Consider the following 17,650-nt stretch of genomic DNA (forward strand, 5'->3'; position numbering starts at 1 on the left):
AAGGCATCTCATCTGCCCTGGTGGGTGAGATGCCAAATTCCTGCCGCAATACCGCCAAACCTGCCGATTAAGCCAGTCTGACAACACGTTTAGTAAACAGGGCAAATAACCTTAACACCCCAAACAGATCAACATCATGAATAATAACCATGTAAAAATCAGACGAAAACGTTTGCTTTACGTTGAGAACTGTATATTATGCGGCGGATTTTTTGGGCAAAATTCATGGAGGCGTTGTGTCGCAAGACAACAATTATAGCCAGGGCCCCGTCCCTCTGGCGGCGCGAAAAGGCGTAGTTCCACTAACATTTGTCATGTTGGGACTCACATTCTTTTCCGCCAGTATGTGGACCGGTGGCACACTCGGTACCGGTCTTTCTTATAATGATTTCTTCCTGGCAGTTCTCTTCGGTAATCTTCTCCTCGGTATTTACACTGCATTTCTCGGTTTTATCGGCGCAAAAACAGGGCTCTCAACCCACCTTCTGGCGCGTTACTCATTTGGTGTGAAAGGTTCATGGCTTCCCTCTCTGCTGTTAGGCGGCACACAGGTAGGCTGGTTTGGCGTTGGTGTGGCCATGTTTGCTATCCCGGTTGGCAAAGCGACGGGAATTGACGTCAATATCCTGATTGCGGTTTCCGGTCTGTTGATGACCCTGACCATCTTTTTTGGCATCTCAGCGCTGACCGTTTTATCTATCATCGCCGTGCCTGCCATCGTCGTACTTGGCAGCTACTCCGTCTGGCTGGCAGTGAGCGATGTCGGCGGTTTGGAGCATTTAAAAGCGATAGTGCCGCAAACGCCGCTGGATTTCTCCACCGCACTGGCGCTGGTAGTCGGCTCGTTTGTCAGCGCAGGGACGTTAACCGCTGACTTCGTCCGTTTTGGCCGCAACGCCAAAGGCGCGGTGCTGATCGCCATGGTGGCGTTTTTCCTTGGCAACTCCTTGATGTTCATCTTCGGCGCTGCGGGCGCGGCTGCGGTTGGACAGGCGGATATCTCTGACGTGATGATTGCCCAAGGACTGCTGCTGCCCGCGATCATCGTTCTCGGCCTGAATATCTGGACCACCAACGATAATGCGCTGTACGCATCGGGCCTGGGATTTGCCAATATTACCGGCCTTTCCAGCCGTACGCTGTCGGTGGCTAACGGTATTATTGGCACACTGTGCGCGCTGTGGCTTTACAATAACTTTGTCGGCTGGCTGACATTTCTGTCGGCAGCAATTCCCCCGATTGGCGGGGTGATCATCGCCGACTATCTGCTGAACCATCGCCGCTATGCCGACTTCAGCAAAGCGCAATTTATTTCCGTAAACTGGATAGCGATCCTGTCCGTTGCACTGGGCATCGCCGCTGGTCACTATATTCCCGGCATCGTGCCCGTCAATGCCGTACTCGGCGGCGTATTCAGCTATATCCTGCTGAATCCACTTTTCAATCGCAGCCTTGCTAAATCCCCGGAGGTCAGCCATGCAGAATAATAACATCACCATTCATCAGGCGCGTTTACAGGGACGTGAAGGGTTATGGCAAATCACGATTGAAAACGGGCGCTTTAGCCGTATTGAGCCTCAAGACGCAGCGACGTTACCACAGGGTGAAGTGCTTGATGCTGAAGGCGGTCTGGCTATCCCACCGTTCGTTGAGCCACATATCCATCTGGACACTACGCAAACCGCGGGCGAGCCGAGCTGGAATCAGTCTGGTACGCTGTTTGAGGGCATTGAACGCTGGGCTGAACGTAAGGCAATGCTCACTCACGAAGACGTCAAAGCGCGCGCCATGCAGACCCTGAAGTGGCAGATGGCCAACGGCATCCAGTATGTCCGTACTCACGTTGACGTTTCCGACCCTACGTTGACGGCGCTAAAAGCCATGCTGGAGGTGAAGCAAGAAGTCGCTCCGTGGGTAGAGCTACAGATTGTCGCGTTCCCGCAAGAAGGCATTCTTTCTTATCCCAACGGTGAAGCGCTCCTGGAGGAAGCCGTGCGTCTGGGCGCCGACGTCATTGGCGCGATCCCGCACTTTGAATTCACGCGTGAATATGGCGTAGAGTCGCTGCATAAGATTTTCGCTCTGGCGCAAAAATACGACAAACTTATCGACGTGCACTGTGACGAAATCGATGATGAGCAATCCCGCTTTGTTGAAACCGTTGCGGCGCTGGCGCATCGCTACAATATGGGCGAGCGTGTGACCGCCAGCCATACCACGGCGATGCATTCCTACAACGGCGCGTATGCTTCCCGTCTTTTCCGCCTGTTGAAAATGTCCGGCATTAACTTTGTCGCAAATCCACTGGTGAATATTCACCTGCAAGGGCGCTTTGACACTTATCCTAAGCGTCGTGGTGTTACGCGCGTCAAAGAGATGCTGGAAGCGGAGATCAACGTCTGCTTCGGTCATGATGACGTCTTCGATCCGTGGTACCCGCTGGGCACTGCGAATATGCTGCAGGTGCTGCATATGGGATTACACGTGTGCCAGCTGATGGGATATGGACAAATTAACGATGGGTTGAACCTGGTCACCACCCACAGCGCGAAAACCCTACATCTGCAGGACTATGGTCTGAACGTGGGGAATTCTGCGAATCTGGTGATTTTGCCTGCAGAAAATGGGTTTGACGCGGTTCGTCGCCAGACGCCTGCCCGTTATTCCATTCGTCATGGTCGAGTCATTGCCGAGACGGTCCCAAGCCAAACCACACTGCATCTGACGCAGCCAGAAACGGTGACGTTTAAGCGCTAGGACGTTACATTCCATGTCGGATGGCGTAAGCCTTGCCATCCGACACAGTCTCTCATTCTCAAGCTTGTAATAAGCTGGCGCGGACTTTGATCACCACCTTTTTGATGTCCATCGGGGTCTGCACCACACAACCCGGTTTATGCGGCTCGCCCGGCATAAAAATCACAAATTTTCCCGGCTTCAGTACCATAGCCTGTTCATCGGCAATCTGGCTGCACAGCTGATAATCATCCTCGATGTGCATCTCTTCGCAGTGACGAGCAGAATCGGTCATCCCGAACAGAATCCGTTCTTCGCCGGACAACAGCATCTGAATATCAATGTACTGCTGATGCAGCTCCGCTTTCTTATGCTCTGGGCTCTGCGTTGTAAATTGCATGACATTCATAAAAATATTCTCGCCCTGCAACGTGTAGCGTCCAGGCGTTTTCTCCTGCGGATTCGCCGCAATGGCAAGCGTTAACGCCTGCTGCAAGACCGGATGTAATCCGGCAGAAGGCAGTGAATTCAACGCATCTGATATCATCATCATTCTCCCTGGACCAACAGCGCGGCCCCCAGTAATCCAGCGTCATGACGGCAATGCGCCGCCAGCAATTCAACGTGATAGGCCAAAGGCTCTTGTGCCAGATAATGTTCCACCAGCGCCAGATACCCTTCAGCCAGCCCAACGCTGCCGCCAATCACCACAATCTGGCAATCGGTCGTGGCCTTCACATCGGCAACAAGCCTTGCCAAAGTACGCGCCGAGCGATGGATCAACCGGCTTGCCTGCTCATCCCCCTGCCCGGCACAGCTAAAAATAGTTTTGGCGTCGCATCCGGCTAGCGCGCCTTCGGCAGCCGCCGCTATTCCACGACCGGATGCGATCGCCTCAACGCAGCCCACACGCCCGCAGCCGCACATGGGTCCATGGGGATCGGCCAGCGTATGTCCCAGATGCCCAGCCAGACCGCCGACTCCAGTCAGCAGTTTCCCACCGCTGACGACTCCCCCGCCCACGCCTGTGGAGACGGTAATAAACACCAGATCGCGGTACTCACCACCAAGCGCATGGTACTCAGCCCACGCCGCTGCCTGTGCGTCATTGACGGCCAGCGTCGGCAGGCCGGTGATTTGTTCCAGCGTTTGTGTCAGCGGAAAATGCATCAACCCGCCGAGGTTATGCGGATTCAGCGCCAGTAAAGCCCCCTCACGGATAATCCCCGTCGAGGCGATCGCCACCCGATTAGCACGCCCCTGTAGCGGGGCAACCAGTGTTTGTAACGCGGCGCGCAGCGCTTGCGGCGTTTTACTGGCAGGCGTCGGCAGTTCACGCCGCTCGCGGACTTGCAGATTGTTGTCTATCAGCGCGGCAGCCAATTTGGTGCCGCCAATATCAATCGCCAGTGTGGTCATGACGCCGCCTCATGCATCGTGGTGGCGCTCTGTAGCTCAAAGAACGACATATTCTTCCCTTACGGCTATTGCCCGGTTCAGCACCGGGCAACTGGATTAACTTTTGGATTTCACCATAGTGCTTTTGTCACCGCCGAACGGCACGGCACCGCTAAACGGTCGACCATCAATGGCATCATGCGTACGCAACGCTTCAGGACGCAGCCAGCGCTGTACACGGGACGGCATATCAAGACCAATCAGCAGGATCACTACAAATGTCAGGCCGAAAGAGAGCGATCCCAGCGCGGTACCCAGATCCAGACGTTGGGCAATCAGCGCGCCGATGATCGGTGCCAGAGCCCCGCCCAGTGCGCCTACGTTATAGGTGAAGCCCAGTCCCGCCGCACGCTGATCGGTATCGAAATAGCCACCAATCAGTTTTGGTAAGATCCCGGAGATCCCCTGGCCGAGCATTTGTTGGAAAAACAGCAGCAAACCGAGTACCCAGACGTTTGAACCACCGATCGCAAACACCGGAATAATCAGCAACTGCGAGGCCAGCAGACTGCAGACATAGGCTTTACGCGTGCCCAGCCAGTCACCGAGAAAACCACCGACGCAACAACCGACCGCCGCGCCAAAGCCGCTAAAGAAGAGCACTCTGGCCACCGTGGAAGGATCGTACAGCAGTTCCGTTTTCAGATAGGTTGGCAACAGCGCCTGAATCGGCCACGAGTACAGGAAGGCGAATAGCACGACCACCATCAGCATCACGCCCGTCGGCCAGCGTTTCCCGCTGCTTTGCACCATAAAGCTAATGAAGATAAAGGCGCATATCAGTCCCAGGACCGCCACGATAGCCGCATTTTGCAGGTTGCCAGCAAAGCAGAACCACAGCGCAGTTGCAGCGGCGAGCGTCATCAGAATATTAATTACCCGATGCTCGCCCCGGTAGAGAATGTCCACCATCGTGCGCACTGGCGCTTTGCCTTCGTGTTTCTCTTTCCAGTCTTCCGCTTCCGGAATATTTTTACGCAGCCAGAGGGCGAAGATAATTGGCAGGATGCCGATGAAGAACAGCGCGCGCCATCCCCAGACCGGGACCACCAGACTGTAAACCTGGGCGGCGATCACGGCACCAACGGAAAATCCGGAAATCAGGAAACCACTGGCTTTGTTTCGCAGGTGTTTAGGCCAACTTTCAATAACATAGGTTGCGCTGGAGCCATACTCACCGGCCATTCCCATACCGATAACCAGGCGGGCGATAAACATGGTGGTGTAGCCCGGCGCGAAACCGCAGGCCAGCGTTCCCACAGAGAACAGAATGATGCTGGTGACCATTGCCAGGCGGCGTCCGTAGCGGTCGCCCATTGCCCCCAGCATTAACCCGCCAAACCAACGGGAGATAAAGGCGGCCGAGATCAGGCTGGCAGCCTGCACCGTCGTCAGTCCGAATTCGCCCTGCACTTCTGTCAGCACCAGAGCGATTAACACAAAATCGAAACCATCAAGCAAATATCCCAGCCAGGCGGCGGAAAATGCCCGCCATTGTGCCCGATTGAGATGGCGATACCACGGGATGCTTTGGGTAGAAGTACTCATTTTACTCTCCCGACGATTTTTGTTGTTGTGCCGGGTGGTGGCTTTGCCTTACCCGGCCTACGGTCGAAAATCCAGGCCGGGCAAGCGAAACGCCCCCGGCGACCCGTGATTACGCCTTTTCCGCCAGCAGTTGGTTTGCCAGCGCTTTCAGTTCCGGCAGATAGTGTTCATCTACCGGGGCAAAGGGTTTACGGCACAGTGGGACAGAAACCACATCCATATAGTGCAATACTGTTTTCAGGCCGCGGAACACGCCAACCTTAATAAGCAGATCGATAACCTTATTGCACTCGGTTTGCAGCTTTTGCGCCGTGCGGATGTCACCTTCTTTGAGCGCTTTCACAATTCCCTGATAGCGCCACCCCATGATGTTGTAAGTGCTACCGATACCGCCATCTGCGCCCGCAAGCAGTCCGGAAGCAAAGATCTCGTCATAGCCGTTATAAAGCACCAGATCGGGATGAGCGCGGCGGATCTGTTCCATCTGATAGAGATCGCCCGAAGTTTGCTTCAGTGCGCCAACACCTGGCAGCGTCACCAGTGTGTTGATTTGATCCAGCGTCAGTTTTACGCCACTCAGCGCCGGAATGTTATAGACCACCATCGGTAAACCATCAGCGGAATCAATAATTGCGCGGTAGTGATCGCAATGTTCTTCAAAGCTGAACGGATAGTAAAACGGTGTAACGGCCGAAACGGCATCAAAGCCGTAACGATGTGCCGCGCTCGCCAGCTGTTGGCTTTCTTCAGTACTCACCGTGCCAACATGGGCGATCAGCGTCACCTTACCTTTCGCCTCTTCGGCAACAATTTCCAGTACCTGCTCTCTTTCAACGCGGTTTTGGACAAAGGCCTCACCCGTTGAGCCACCGACATAGAGCCCATCGACACCCTGACCAATGTTGAAACGCACCAGGCGGCGCAGACTCTCGATGTCCAGTCTCTGTTGGTTATCGAATGGGGTTAACAACGCTGGCATTACGCCTTTTAAATCTCTTGCCATAACGACCTCTAACGATGATTAGTGTTATCTAACTGCATACCTTTATACCTGTTATACCAGATCAAATAAGCAGCAATACAATACAGAACGCTTATAGTGCGATCTACTTCACTAAACACTTCATCCTTCGAGCCGCCTCTGCGTTAGCTGCGTTCGCTCACCCCTGTCACATAGTTATCTATGCTCCAGGGAACTCGCTCTCTTGCCGCCTTGATGCAACTTGAATGATTTTGTGTTTAAACGATCGTCGGGATCGCGATCACTTACGCAACTTTTTACTTTTGCTGAAGGCGTGCCAGGTCGCGGAAACGCTATTGAGATGTTCTTGCAGTGCGCGGTCAGCTTCTTCAGGATCGCGCTGGCGAATTGCGTCGACAATAGCGATATGCTGCTGATAACTCACGTTGTTGTGCTCATACAACTCTTGATCGGCGACGGTTGGACGGGCGGCAATCAGCCAATCTAACAGCGCAACATGGATAGCCATAAAGATAGGATTGCCCGGGATCTCAGCCAGTACACGGTGAAAATCAACGTCCGAGCGGATGAACAACGTATTGTCATCGAGCGACTGGCTGTTGATCTCCAGTGCTTTAGCCAGTCTGTCGATTTGCTCATCTGTCGCATGTTCGGCGGCGTATCGTACCAGGCTGGATTCAAAGAACAGTCGCAACTGCTCGAAGTGGGCAATGCCACCGGGATGTGCGAGGAAATCTTTCGCCATGCCAGACAGCTCGCTAATGATAGTATCAGCTGAAGGACGCGAAACGCGGGCGCGCTCGCCGTTGTTGATTTGTACCAGACCTTTGCGTTTTAACGCGGCCAGCGCTTCTCGTACAGAAGGACGGCCCACGTTAAAGAAGGCCATCAGCTCCCGCTCAGACGGCAACTGTTCGCCCTCGCCAAATTCCCGACGACGAATCATCTGCTCCAGTTCTTCTTCAACCATTTCAGACAGTTTTTTACGCGCCAACGGGCGATTGCGTAAGCTACGGCCAATGGTGGATGGAGAGTCTTCAGCTTGCGAATCAAATGCGTTCATAGGGTCCATTCAGCTAAGTCGTGGTGACAAACAACTGCGGGTTTATCCTAACACAGGATCGAAAGCAGGGTGAAATGATGGACGATCTGATCCGGCTGGCCTATTGATAATATACGTAACAGCAATATTATTTTAAGCGAGTATCTTCTGCCTCATTTTAATTGAATGGAGTTAAACGCCTTCATGAAAATTATGAATATGAACGTGATAATTTATCATAACCTTCTATTTTATAACGATAAATAATTACATCATCGAATTAAAAATAAGATATTCACTCCATAAAAAATGCCCAGAAAAATATAACATCCGTTTTGACAACAGCGTTATTACCGGATTTATCTTCTTCTCTGGCATGGAGTGAAACAATGTTCGGCATCATTATCTCTGTCATCGTTTTATTAACGATGGGTTACCTGATCCTCAAAAACTACAAACCGCAGGTCGTGCTGGCCGCCGCCGGGATCTTCCTGATGATCTGCGGCGTCTGGCTGGGCTACGGCGCGTTGGTCGCTAACGACAAAAGCAGTGGCTATCTACTGGTCGATATTTACAACGAAATTTTGCGTATGCTCTCCAACCGCGCGGCCGGACTGGGGTTATCAATCATGGCGGTGGGCGGTTATGCCCGTTATATGGACAGAATGGGGGCCAGCAGAGCGATGGTTAGCCTGTTAAGCCGCCCGCTCAAGCTAATCCGTTCACCCTATGTAGTGCTTGCCGCCACCTATGTGATTGGTCAGATCATGGCGCAGTTCATTACCAGCGCATCCGGGTTAGGTATGTTGCTGATGGTGACGCTGTTCCCAACGCTGGTTAGTCTTGGCGTAAGCCGTTTATCCGCTGTTGCGGTCATTGCCACTTCGATGTCGATTGAGTGGGGCATTCTGGAAACCAACTCTATTTTTGCCGCGCAGGTCGCGGGCATGAAAATCGCCACCTATTTCTTTCAATACCAGTTGCCCGTCGCGTCGTGTGTCATTGTCGCCGTCGCCATTGCGCATTTTTTCGTTCAGCGTCAATTTGATAAAAAAGCCGCACCGGAAAGTAACGGATTTGCGGAACAAAAGGCGCTGGAAAACGTACCCCCGCTCTATTACGCCATTTTGCCGGTGATGCCGCTGATCCTGATGCTGGGCTCGCTTGCCCTTGCACAAATGGGGCTAATGAAAGCAGAGTTGAATCTGGTGGTGGTGATGTTGATGAGCATGACGCTGACTATGTTTGTTGAATTCCTGCATAAACATAATCTGCGCGAAACGATGGATGATGTGCAGGCTTTTTTTGACGGCATGGGGACGCAGTTTGCCAACGTTGTCACCCTGGTGGTCGCCGGTGAAATCTTTGCGAAAGGGTTGACGACTATCGGGACTGTCGATGCCGTAATAAAAGGCGCAGAGCATTCCGGTCTTGGCGGTATCGGCGTGATGATCATCATGGCGGTGGTCATCGCCGCCTGCGCAATCGTCATGGGGTCAGGCAACGCGCCGTTTATGTCTTTTGCCAGCCTCATTCCGGATATTGCCGCCGGGCTGCATATTCCTGCGGTAGTAATGATTATGCCGATGCATTTTGCCACTACGCTTGCCCGCGCGGTGTCACCCATAACCGCTGTAATTGTCGTGACATCGGGTATTGCCGGCGTATCGCCCTTTGAAGTGGTAAAACGTACAGCAATCCCGATGGCAGTAGGATTTGTGGTGAATATGGTAGCCACCATCGCGCTGTTTTATTGATACCAAAGCCAGAAAACAGAACAGGCCCCAAAGGGCCTGTTTTTCATTTCACTACTTATTTCACTACGCGCAGCGCTGGACGCCCACCGCGAGGCGGTGGCGGAGTATCATCCGGATCGTTGTCGTCGCCATTATCAGGTTTATCGCCATCAATGACCGACATGACCGTTTCACTCTCAAAACCAGACGCGTCGTTGTCGTCATCATTTAAGCTGGCAACATCTTCGTCGTAGGCGGCTTCCGGTTCGAACATCGTACCGGCGCCATTTTCACGTGCATAAATTGCCAGAACGGCAGCCAACGGCACAGATACCTGACGCGGCACACCACCGAAGCGCGCGTTAAAGCGCACTTCATCGTTAGCCAGTTCCAGGTTGCCCACCGCACGCGGTGCAATATTCAGAACAATTTGCCCGTCACGCGCATATTCCATTGGAACCTGCACGTCCTGGAGCGTCACATCCACCACCAGATGCGGCGTGAGCTGGTTGTCCAGCAACCACTCATAGAACGCGCGCAGCAGATACGGACGGCGTGGTGTTAGCTGTGGCAAATCCATACAGGTTAACCCCGGCCCAGACGCATTTCACGTTCAGGCTCAGTCAGAGAAGCCAGGAAAGAGTCTCGTTCGAAGACGCGAGTCATATACCCTTTCAGTTCTTTCGAACCTGCACCGTTGAATTCAATACCCAGCTGCGGTAAACGCCACAGCAGCGGCGCCAGATAGCAGTCTACCAGGCTGAACTCATCGCTCAGGAAGTAAGGTTTCTGGCCAAATACTGGCGCGATTGCCAGCAGTTCTTCGCGCAGACGCTTACGCGCGACTTCGGCTTCAGATGCAGAACCGTTCACGATGACGTTCATCAGCGTGTACCAGTCTTTTTCAATACGCTGCATGTACAGGCGGCTTTCACCACGCGCAACCGGGTAAACCGGCATCAGCGGAGGATGCGGGAAGCGCTCATCCAGGTATTCCATAATGATGCGAGATTCCCACAGGGTCAGCTCACGATCCACCAGTGTCGGTACGCTCTGATTCGGGTTGAGGTCGATCAGATCCTGAGGTGGATTGTCCTTCTCCACATGCTCAATCTCGAAACTAACACCTTTCTCAGCCAGCACAATGCGGACCTGATGGCTATAGATGTCAGTAGGACCAGAAAACAGCGTCATTACCGAACGTTTGTTGGCAGCGACAGCCATGAAAACCTCCAGGTATATTCAGAATTTTTACTGCTACCAGCCACTCAGTGGCCAGCCAGAAGTGATGTCACCCAAACTCGGGAAAGTCATTACTGCTCAAAATGCAAACAAAAAATGAACGATACCGGACATTTGGGCAGAAAATTGGATGATAGTTTACCAGATTTTGTGACCTTTGTGGTGAGTCGATTCTTGAAATGGGGAAAAAGAGGTGGCAATCAGCGGATTACCGTGGTTCTGAGGCGAGAAATAACGATAAAAAAACCCGCCGAAGCGGGTTTTTTCGCAAATTGTCGTCTGCCGAAGCAGAGTACAATTAACGTTTGGAGAACTGAGGACGACGACGTGCTTTACGCAGACCGACTTTCTTACGTTCAACCTGACGAGCATCACGGGTAACGAAGCCAGCTTTACGCAGTTCGCCACGCAGGGATTCGTCGTACTCCATCAGAGCGCGGGTGATACCGTGACGGATCGCACCAGCCTGACCAGAGATACCACCACCTTTAACAGTGATGTACAGATCCAGTTTCTCAACCATGTCGACCAGTTCCAGCGGCTGACGAACTACCATGCGGGCAGTTTCACGACCGAAGTACTGTTCCAGAGAACGTTGGTTGATTACGATTTTACCACTGCCCGGTTTGATGAAAACGCGAGCTGCGGAACTTTTGCGGCGACCAGTGCCGTAGTATTGATTTTCAGCCATTGCCTATAATCCCGATTAGATGTCAAGAACTTGCGGTTGCTGTGCCGCGTGGTTGTGCTCGTTGCCAGCGTAAACTTTCAGTTTACGGAACATAGCACGACCCAGCGGGCCTTTTGGCAGCATGCCTTTAACCGCGATTTCAAGCACACGCTCAGGACGGCGAGCAATCATCTCTTCAAAGGTCGCTTGTTTGATACCACCGATGTGGCCGGTGTGGTGATAGTACACTTTGTCAGTACGCTTGTTGCCGGTTACAGCAACTTTGTCAGCGTTCAGAACGATGATGTAATCACCGGTATCTACGTGCGGAGTGTATTCCGCTTTGTGCTTACCGCGCAGGCGCAGAGCCAGTTCGGAAGCCAGACGGCCCAGAGTTTTACCGGTCGCGTCAACAACATACCAGTCGCGTTTTACGGTTTCTGGTTTAGCTGTAAAAGTTTTCATTAAAAGCTTACCCAAATAAATAAGTTACACGTTGGTGAACACCCAAACGTTTTGTCAGTTGAGGTTCACACGACATTGTCCAGCAAACCTACCCCTTCGAATAGCCTATGCCGGCGCATAGAAAGTTTTGGGAAAAAAACTCTCTCGTAACGTGGGGTCGCAAGATTATAGAGAAGTCAGGGTCAAAGATCGACCCCTTTATGTGATTTGCGGCAGGTTTAACCGGCTAAATGTTCCCGCTTCAGATACTCTTCGCTTTGCATCTCCTGCAAACGCGACAAACAACGCTGAAATTCAAACTTCAGACGCTCACCCTGATAAATTTCATAGAGGGGTGATGCCGCACTGACCACCAGCTTGACGTGGCGTTCGTAGAACTCATCCACCAATGCGATAAAGCGTCGCGCTTCACTCTCCATCAGCGGGGTCATGACCGGCACATCAGACAACAGCACCGTGTGAAACAGACGCGACAGCGCAATGTAGTCATGCTGACTCCGGGCATCGACGCAGAGCGTAGTGAACGATACCGCCAGCGTCTGATTTTCTACAGCCAGGGTTTGCATAGGTCGATGATTGATCTCCAGCGTTGGCGCATGTTCACCTTTGGTTCCCGCTAATGCCAGCCAGAGCTTATCCATCTGCTGGCGGGTTTCCTCATTCAATGGCGACAACCACAAATGCGCCTGCGTTAAGGTGCGCAGACGATAATCGACGCCGGCATCGACATTCATGATGTCGCAATGCTGTTTGATCGCATCAATGGCAGGAAGAAAACGCGTGCGTTGCAAACCGTTACGATATAGCTCATCTGGCGGAATATTAGAGGTCGCCACCAGCGTAATACCGCGGGCAAACAGCGCTTTCATCAGGCCGCCGAGCAGCATGGCGTCGGTGATATCAGAAACAAAAAATTCGTCGAAGCACAGCACGTCGGTTTCGGCCTTAAAGCGGTCGGCGATGATTTCCAGCGGATCGCTCTGCCCCTGTAAGGCAGTAAGCTCTTCATGCACGCGCAGCATAAAACGGTGAAAGTGCAAACGCTGTTTACGTTCGCCCGGCAGGCTATGGTAGAACAGATCCATCAGCCAGGTTTTTCCGCGCCCAACTCCGCCCCACATATATAAACCACGCACCGGCGCGTTGATCGGTGACTCACGCTTGCCCAGCAACTTACCAAAACGCGCCATCAGTCCACCCTCCTGCGGCGCAGGACGTGCTGACGTCGTAAGCGCCTGGAAAATGGTTTCCAGTCGATTCACGGCTTCGAGTTGTACGTTGTCGGGTTGATGACTGCCGTCGTTGAGGGCTTGCTGGTAACGCGATGTAGGGGAAAAGCTTTGCATGATGTTATTGTTATTCCTTGAGAATCGATGTGCCGTCGCTCACGGTTGACGAAAAAAAGGCCGTTCTACATTACGTGATATAAACACGGGATTCCACTTCTACGGGATTAGCGGTTATAGTGGCATAATCAGGCGCAGGCATGGAGCCTAAAGCCAACACCCTACGGAAACACAAGACAACGGGAGATGTTCATGACCTGGGAATATGCGCTAATTGGGTTAGTCGTCGGTATCATTATTGGTGCTGTAGCCATGCGTTTTGGTAATCGTAAATTACGCCAACAGCAGGCATTGCAGTACGAACTGGAAAAAAATAAAGCTGAGCTGGAAGAGTACCGCGAAGAGCTGGTGAGCCACTTTGCCCGCAGCGCTGAATTGCTGGATAACATGGCGGACGATTATCGTCAGATTTACCAGCACATGGCGAAAAGCTCCAGCAACCTGCTGCCGGGTATGTCGCCGGAAAACAACCCGTTCCGTAACCGTCTGGCAGAGTCTGAAGCAGGCAACGATCAGGCGCCGGTTCAGATGCCACGTGACTATTCTGAAGGGGCATCCGGCCTGCTGCGTAGCGGCGCAAAGCGCGACTAACCGCACATCGTTAAGAAATTTATTGGGCGCAGCAATTGCGCCCTCCGCTTCTCTTCCTGTCCCAGCTATTATTTAGTCGTTAGCCGCATTGTGACCTAACCGAAAATTCAATAACATCAACCTGTTTTGAATCATCTTCCGTTTACTCAAGGTACGAGAGCAGGATCCATGAAAAAACAAACCCAGCTGTTGAGTGCATTAGCGTTAAGTGTCGGGTTAACTCTCTCGGCGCCATTCCCGGTCGCAGCGTCTATCCCCGGCCAGGTTCCCGGTCAGGCTGCGCTTCCCAGCCTCGCTCCGATGCTGGAGAAAGTGTTACCTGCCGTGGTGAGCGTAAGGGTTGAAGGTACAGCCACTCAGGGGCAGAAAGTCCCGGAAGAGTTCAAAAAGTTTTTTGGTGATGAACTTCCCGATCAACCGTCACAACCCTTTGAAGGGCTGGGTTCAGGGGTCATCATTGACGCAGCCAAAGGCTACGTTCTGACCAATAACCACGTTATTAATCAGGCGCAAAAAATCAGCGTTCAGCTTAATGATGGCCGAGAGTTCGACGCTAAGCTTATCGGCAGCGACGATCAGAGCGATATCGCACTGCTACAAATTCAGCACCCCAGCAACCTGACGCAAATTGCCATTGCTGACTCCGACAAACTCCGCGTGGGTGATTTCGCGGTGGCTGTGGGTAACCCGTTCGGTTTGGGTCAAACAGCCACCTCCGGCATTGTATCTGCCTTGGGTCGCAGTGGGTTGAACCTGGAAGGTCTGGAAAACTTTATTCAGACTGATGCCTCTATCAACCGCGGTAACTCCGGCGGCGCATTGCTCAACCTGAACGGTGAGCTGATCGGTATTAACACCGCGATTCTGGCCCCCGGCGGCGGCAGCATCGGGATTGGTTTTGCAATCCCGAGCAACATGGCGCGCACGCTGGCACAGCAGCTGATGCAGTTTGGTGAAATCAAACGCGGTCTGTTGGGTATCAAAGGCACCGAAATGACCTCGGATATCGCCAAAGCGTTCAAACTGGACGTACAGCGTGGGGCGTTTGTCAGTGAGGTTCTGCCTAACTCCGGCTCCGCAAAAGCGGGAGTGAAATCTGGTGACGTCATTACCAGCCTCAACGGTAAACCGCTCAACAGCTTCGCCGAACTGCGTTCACGCATTGCGACAACTGAACCTGGGACCAAGGTCAAACTGGGCCTGCTGCGTAACGGTAAACCGCTGGAGGTTGAAGTCACCCTCGATACCAGCACATCATCGTCCGCCAGCGCAGAGATGATTGCGCCTGCGTTGCAAGGGGCCACGCTCAGCGATGGTCAGTTAAAAGACGGCACCAAAGGCATCAGAATTGATAACGTAGAAAAAAGCAGCCCTGCAGCACAGGCCGGTCTGCATAAAGATGATGTTATCATTGGCGTTAACCGCGATCGCGTAAACTCAATCGCCGAAATGCGAAAAGTGCTGGAAGCGAAACCGTCGATCATTGCTCTGCAGGTGGTGCGCGGTAACGAGAGTATTTACCTGCTCCTGCGTTAACGCATGCAACCGGACATCAGCCCCTCGTGTGATGTCCGGTAAACTCGTGATATGCTGCTGCCGTTCCCTTTATTAATGACGCCGCCATCATGTTTGTGAAGCTTTTACGTTCGGTCGCGATTGGTTTAATCGTCGGCGCCATCCTGCTGGCCGCGATGCCCTCTCTGCGAAAAATTAATACGCTTACCGCACCGCAGTTCGACAGTGCAGATGAAACGCCCGCTAGCTATAACCCGGCGGTTCGCCGCGCAGCGCCTGCCGTCGTGAACGTTTATAACCGCAGTATGAACAGTACCGCGCACAACCAGCTTGAGATCCGCACGCTCGGCTCAGGCGTTATCATGGATCAGCGCGGCTATATCATTACCAATAAGCACGTCATTAACGATGCTGACCAAATCATCGTCGCATTGCAGGACGGTCGCGTATTTGAAGCGCTGCTTGTGGGGTCTGATACGTTAACCGACCTTGCGGTGCTGAAAATCAACGCCACTGGCGGGCTGCCAACAATCCCAATTAATAACAAACGCGTGCCGCACATTGGTGACGTGGTACTCGCCATCGGTAACCCGTACAACCTTGGGCAAACCATCACTCAGGGGATCATCAGCGCCACCGGTCGAATTGGCCTGAACCCGACAGGACGGCAAAACTTCCTGCAAACAGATGCTTCCATCAACCACGGAAACTCCGGCGGTGCGCTGGTCAACTCACTGGGTGAATTGATGGGGATTAACACGCTGTCATTTGATAAGAGCAACGATGGCGAAACCCCGGAAGGGATCGGCTTTGCCATTCCGTTTCAGTTGGCGACTAAAATCATGGATAAGCTGATTCGTGACGGGCGCGTGATTCGTGGCTACATCGGTATCAGCGGTCGCGAAATTGCACCACTGCACGCTCAGGGCGGCGGGATGGATCAAATTCAGGGGATTGTGGTTAACGAAGTTTCCCCGGATGGTCCGGCAGCACAGGCAGGCATTCAGGTTAACGATCTGATTATCTCGGTCAATAACAAACCGGCGGTGTCTGCGCTGGAAACGATGGACCAGGTGGCAGAGATTCGACCAGGTTCAGTTATCTCCGTTGTCGTGATGCGTGATGACAAACAGTTGACGCTGCAGGTAACGATCCAGGAATACCCTGCCACCAATTAACGTCACGTCTGGCGGCCTACTGACCATAAAAAAACCGGAGCATGTTGGCTCCGGTTTTTATTAGGCGATATCGTAGAGAGTTAGTACGTAATGCCTGATGGCGCTACGCTTATCAGGCCTACAAATACACGCAGGCCTCTCTCGCGTTACTTAACGAACTCTTCGCCCAGAGTAATATCTTTTTTCAGCGTATCCAGCATGCCTTCCAGCGAGCTTTGTTCAAACGCGCTCAGCTTGCCGATAGACTGACGCTCTTCTACGCCGTTTTTACCCAGCAGCAGCGGCTGAGAGAAGAAACGAGCATACTGGCCGTCGCCTTCAACGTAAGCACATTCAACCACACCTTTTTCGCCGCTCAATGCGCGAACCAGGGACAGGCCGAAACGTGCAGCAGCCTGACCCATAGACAGGGTTGCAGAACCGCCACCGGCTTTGGCTTCCACAACTTCAGTACCCGCATTCTGGATACGTTTAGTCAGGTCAGCTGCTTCTTGTTCGGTGAAGCTTACGCCAGGAATTTGTGACAGCAGTGGCAGGATGGTCACGCCAGAATGGCCGCCAATAACCGGAACTTCAACGTCGCCTGGTTGTTTGCCTTTCAGTTCCGCCACAAAGGTGTTGGAGCGGATGATGTCCAGCGTGGTCACGCCAAACAGTTTGTTCTTATCGTATACGCCTGCTTTTTTCAGCACTTCTGCAGCGATAGCAACGGTAGTATTCACCGGGTTGGTGATGATACCGATACACGCTTTCGGGCAGGTTTTAGCAACTTGCTGCACCAGGTTCTTCACGATACCGGCGTTGACGTTGAACAGGTCGGAACGATCCATACCCGGTTTACGTGCGACACCCGCAGAGATCAGTACCACATCAGCACCTTCCAGTGCAGGGGTAGCATCTTCGCCGCTGAAGCCTTTGATTTTCACAGCAGTAGGGATATGGCTCAAATCAACGGCCACACCAGGTGTTACTGGAGCGATGTCGTACAGGGAGAGTTCTGAACCTGAAGGCAGTTGGGTTTTTAACAGTAATGCTAGCGCCTGACCGATACCACCAGCAGCGCCGAGGACTGCAACTTTCATCCTAAACTCCTTATTATATTGATAAGCAAAATGTCTATTGCTCCGCGGCGGCGACCTTA

The 17,650-nt window shown here is 52.8% G+C and carries 17 protein-coding genes; 6 read left to right on the forward strand and 11 right to left on the reverse strand.

Going from position 1 to position 17,650, the window contains the following annotated elements:
* The first annotated feature begins 236 nt into the window (after positions 1 to 236).
* A complete protein-coding gene (gene codB / locus OGY08_RS14005) occupies positions 237 to 1,487 on the forward strand; it encodes a cytosine permease (protein WP_032945130.1) in 1,251 nt (416 codons plus the stop codon).
* Positions 1,477 to 2,757 carry a cytosine deaminase gene (locus OGY08_RS14010; RefSeq protein WP_032945132.1) on the forward strand — a complete coding sequence of 427 codons (1,281 nt, stop codon included), beginning with the start codon at positions 1,477 to 1,479 and terminating at the stop codon, positions 2,755 to 2,757. The genes codB and OGY08_RS14010 overlap by 11 nt, the downstream gene beginning before the upstream one ends.
* 58 nt (positions 2,758 to 2,815) lie before the next feature.
* Here OGY08_RS14010 and nanQ read toward each other — a convergent pair whose 3' ends face one another.
* The 5 genes from nanQ to nanR form a co-directional block, all read right to left on the reverse strand.
* Complete coding sequence (gene nanQ, locus OGY08_RS14015; protein WP_057067638.1) at positions 2,816 to 3,283, reverse strand: N-acetylneuraminate anomerase; 468 nt, start codon at positions 3,281 to 3,283, stop codon at positions 2,816 to 2,818.
* Between the two features lie 2 nt (positions 3,284 to 3,285).
* On the reverse strand, positions 3,286 to 4,155 hold the full coding sequence (gene nanK, locus OGY08_RS14020) for an N-acetylmannosamine kinase (RefSeq protein WP_057067618.1): 870 nt from the start codon (positions 4,153 to 4,155) through the stop codon (positions 3,286 to 3,288).
* A 96-nt stretch (positions 4,156 to 4,251) separates the two neighbouring features.
* Positions 4,252 to 5,742: a sialic acid transporter NanT gene (nanT, locus tag OGY08_RS14025; protein WP_048215451.1), complete on the reverse strand. Its 1,491-nt coding sequence runs from the start codon at positions 5,740 to 5,742 to the stop codon at positions 4,252 to 4,254.
* Between the two features lie 109 nt (positions 5,743 to 5,851).
* A complete protein-coding gene (nanA, locus tag OGY08_RS14030; RefSeq protein WP_003828793.1) occupies positions 5,852 to 6,745 on the reverse strand; it encodes an N-acetylneuraminate lyase in 894 nt (297 codons plus the stop codon).
* Between the two features lie 259 nt (positions 6,746 to 7,004).
* Positions 7,005 to 7,796, reverse strand: a complete 792-nt coding sequence (gene nanR, locus OGY08_RS14035) for a transcriptional regulator NanR (protein ID WP_008785946.1) — start codon at positions 7,794 to 7,796, stop codon at positions 7,005 to 7,007.
* Positions 7,797 to 8,155: 359 nt separating this feature from the next.
* On the opposite strand from nanR, the gene dcuC reads away from it, so the two are divergent.
* Positions 8,156 to 9,523 (forward strand): anaerobic C4-dicarboxylate transporter DcuC, encoded by a 1,368-nt coding sequence (dcuC, locus tag OGY08_RS14040; RefSeq protein WP_057067985.1) that lies wholly within the window; start codon positions 8,156 to 8,158, stop codon positions 9,521 to 9,523.
* A gap of 55 nt (positions 9,524 to 9,578) precedes the next feature.
* Here dcuC and sspB read toward each other — a convergent pair whose 3' ends face one another.
* The 5 genes from sspB to zapE all read right to left on the reverse strand — a co-directional run bounded on the left by sspB (position 9,579) and on the right by zapE (position 13,225).
* A complete protein-coding gene (sspB, locus tag OGY08_RS14045) occupies positions 9,579 to 10,082 on the reverse strand; it encodes a ClpXP protease specificity-enhancing factor (RefSeq protein ID WP_003025130.1) in 504 nt (167 codons plus the stop codon).
* A gap of 5 nt (positions 10,083 to 10,087) precedes the next feature.
* The gene (sspA, locus tag OGY08_RS14050; RefSeq protein ID WP_003025132.1) at positions 10,088 to 10,726 is read right to left on the reverse strand and encodes a stringent starvation protein SspA; all 639 of its coding nucleotides are present in this window, start codon (positions 10,724 to 10,726) and stop codon (positions 10,088 to 10,090) included.
* Positions 10,727 to 11,042: 316 nt separating this feature from the next.
* Positions 11,043 to 11,435 carry a 30S ribosomal protein S9 gene (rpsI, locus tag OGY08_RS14055; RefSeq protein WP_003025138.1) on the reverse strand — a complete coding sequence of 131 codons (393 nt, stop codon included), beginning with the start codon at positions 11,433 to 11,435 and terminating at the stop codon, positions 11,043 to 11,045.
* A gap of 15 nt (positions 11,436 to 11,450) precedes the next feature.
* Entirely contained in the window at positions 11,451 to 11,879 is a 429-nt protein-coding gene (gene rplM / locus OGY08_RS14060; protein WP_003025141.1) for a 50S ribosomal protein L13, read from the reverse strand.
* Between the two features lie 218 nt (positions 11,880 to 12,097).
* Positions 12,098 to 13,225, reverse strand: coding sequence for a cell division protein ZapE (zapE, locus tag OGY08_RS14065; RefSeq protein WP_125362923.1), 1,128 nt, complete (start codon positions 13,223 to 13,225; stop codon positions 12,098 to 12,100).
* A gap of 192 nt (positions 13,226 to 13,417) precedes the next feature.
* On the opposite strand from zapE, the gene zapG reads away from it, so the two are divergent.
* The 3 genes from zapG to degS all read left to right on the forward strand — a co-directional run bounded on the left by zapG (position 13,418) and on the right by degS (position 16,509).
* On the forward strand, positions 13,418 to 13,816 hold the full coding sequence (gene zapG, locus OGY08_RS14070; protein WP_003025147.1) for a Z-ring associated protein ZapG: 399 nt from the start codon (positions 13,418 to 13,420) through the stop codon (positions 13,814 to 13,816).
* A gap of 168 nt (positions 13,817 to 13,984) precedes the next feature.
* Positions 13,985 to 15,352 carry a serine endoprotease DegQ gene (degQ, locus tag OGY08_RS14075; RefSeq protein ID WP_125362922.1) on the forward strand — a complete coding sequence of 456 codons (1,368 nt, stop codon included), beginning with the start codon at positions 13,985 to 13,987 and terminating at the stop codon, positions 15,350 to 15,352.
* A gap of 89 nt (positions 15,353 to 15,441) precedes the next feature.
* Positions 15,442 to 16,509 (forward strand): outer membrane-stress sensor serine endopeptidase DegS, encoded by a 1,068-nt coding sequence (degS, locus tag OGY08_RS14080; protein ID WP_008785952.1) that lies wholly within the window; start codon positions 15,442 to 15,444, stop codon positions 16,507 to 16,509.
* A gap of 146 nt (positions 16,510 to 16,655) precedes the next feature.
* Here degS and mdh read toward each other — a convergent pair whose 3' ends face one another.
* The gene (gene mdh / locus OGY08_RS14085; RefSeq protein WP_008785953.1) at positions 16,656 to 17,591 is read right to left on the reverse strand and encodes a malate dehydrogenase; all 936 of its coding nucleotides are present in this window, start codon (positions 17,589 to 17,591) and stop codon (positions 16,656 to 16,658) included.
* Positions 17,592 to 17,650 lie beyond the last annotated feature (59 nt).

The organism is Citrobacter sp. Cpo069 (assembly GCF_030332785.1).
GTDB lineage: Bacteria > Pseudomonadota > Gammaproteobacteria > Enterobacterales > Enterobacteriaceae > Citrobacter > Citrobacter portucalensis.

What these genes read in the sequence shown, in the direction of transcription:
- degS (WP_008785952.1), top strand. Translation starts at nt 15,442, where the DNA reads ATGTTTGTGAAGCTTTTACGTTCGGTCGCGATTGGTTTAATCGTCGGC.
- sspA (WP_003025132.1), bottom strand. Translation starts at nt 10,726, where the DNA reads ATGGCTGTCGCTGCCAACAAACGTTCGGTAATGACGCTGTTTTCTGGT.
- rpsI (WP_003025138.1), bottom strand. Translation starts at nt 11,435, where the DNA reads ATGGCTGAAAATCAATACTACGGCACTGGTCGCCGCAAAAGTTCCGCA.
- zapE (WP_125362923.1), bottom strand. Translation starts at nt 13,225, where the DNA reads ATGCAAAGCTTTTCCCCTACATCGCGTTACCAGCAAGCCCTCAACGAC.
- nanT (WP_048215451.1), bottom strand. Translation starts at nt 5,742, where the DNA reads ATGAGTACTTCTACCCAAAGCATCCCGTGGTATCGCCATCTCAATCGG.
- nanR (WP_008785946.1), bottom strand. Translation starts at nt 7,796, where the DNA reads ATGGACCCTATGAACGCATTTGATTCGCAAGCTGAAGACTCTCCATCC.
- mdh (WP_008785953.1), bottom strand. Translation starts at nt 17,591, where the DNA reads ATGAAAGTTGCAGTCCTCGGCGCTGCTGGTGGTATCGGTCAGGCGCTA.
- degQ (WP_125362922.1), top strand. Translation starts at nt 13,985, where the DNA reads ATGAAAAAACAAACCCAGCTGTTGAGTGCATTAGCGTTAAGTGTCGGG.
- sspB (WP_003025130.1), bottom strand. Translation starts at nt 10,082, where the DNA reads ATGGATTTGCCACAGCTAACACCACGCCGTCCGTATCTGCTGCGCGCG.
- nanK (WP_057067618.1), bottom strand. Translation starts at nt 4,155, where the DNA reads ATGACCACACTGGCGATTGATATTGGCGGCACCAAATTGGCTGCCGCG.
- nanQ (WP_057067638.1), bottom strand. Translation starts at nt 3,283, where the DNA reads ATGATATCAGATGCGTTGAATTCACTGCCTTCTGCCGGATTACATCCG.
- nanA (WP_003828793.1), bottom strand. Translation starts at nt 6,745, where the DNA reads ATGGCAAGAGATTTAAAAGGCGTAATGCCAGCGTTGTTAACCCCATTC.
- dcuC (WP_057067985.1), top strand. Translation starts at nt 8,156, where the DNA reads ATGTTCGGCATCATTATCTCTGTCATCGTTTTATTAACGATGGGTTAC.
- rplM (WP_003025141.1), bottom strand. Translation starts at nt 11,879, where the DNA reads ATGAAAACTTTTACAGCTAAACCAGAAACCGTAAAACGCGACTGGTAT.
- zapG (WP_003025147.1), top strand. Translation starts at nt 13,418, where the DNA reads ATGACCTGGGAATATGCGCTAATTGGGTTAGTCGTCGGTATCATTATT.
- OGY08_RS14010 (WP_032945132.1), top strand. Translation starts at nt 1,477, where the DNA reads ATGCAGAATAATAACATCACCATTCATCAGGCGCGTTTACAGGGACGT.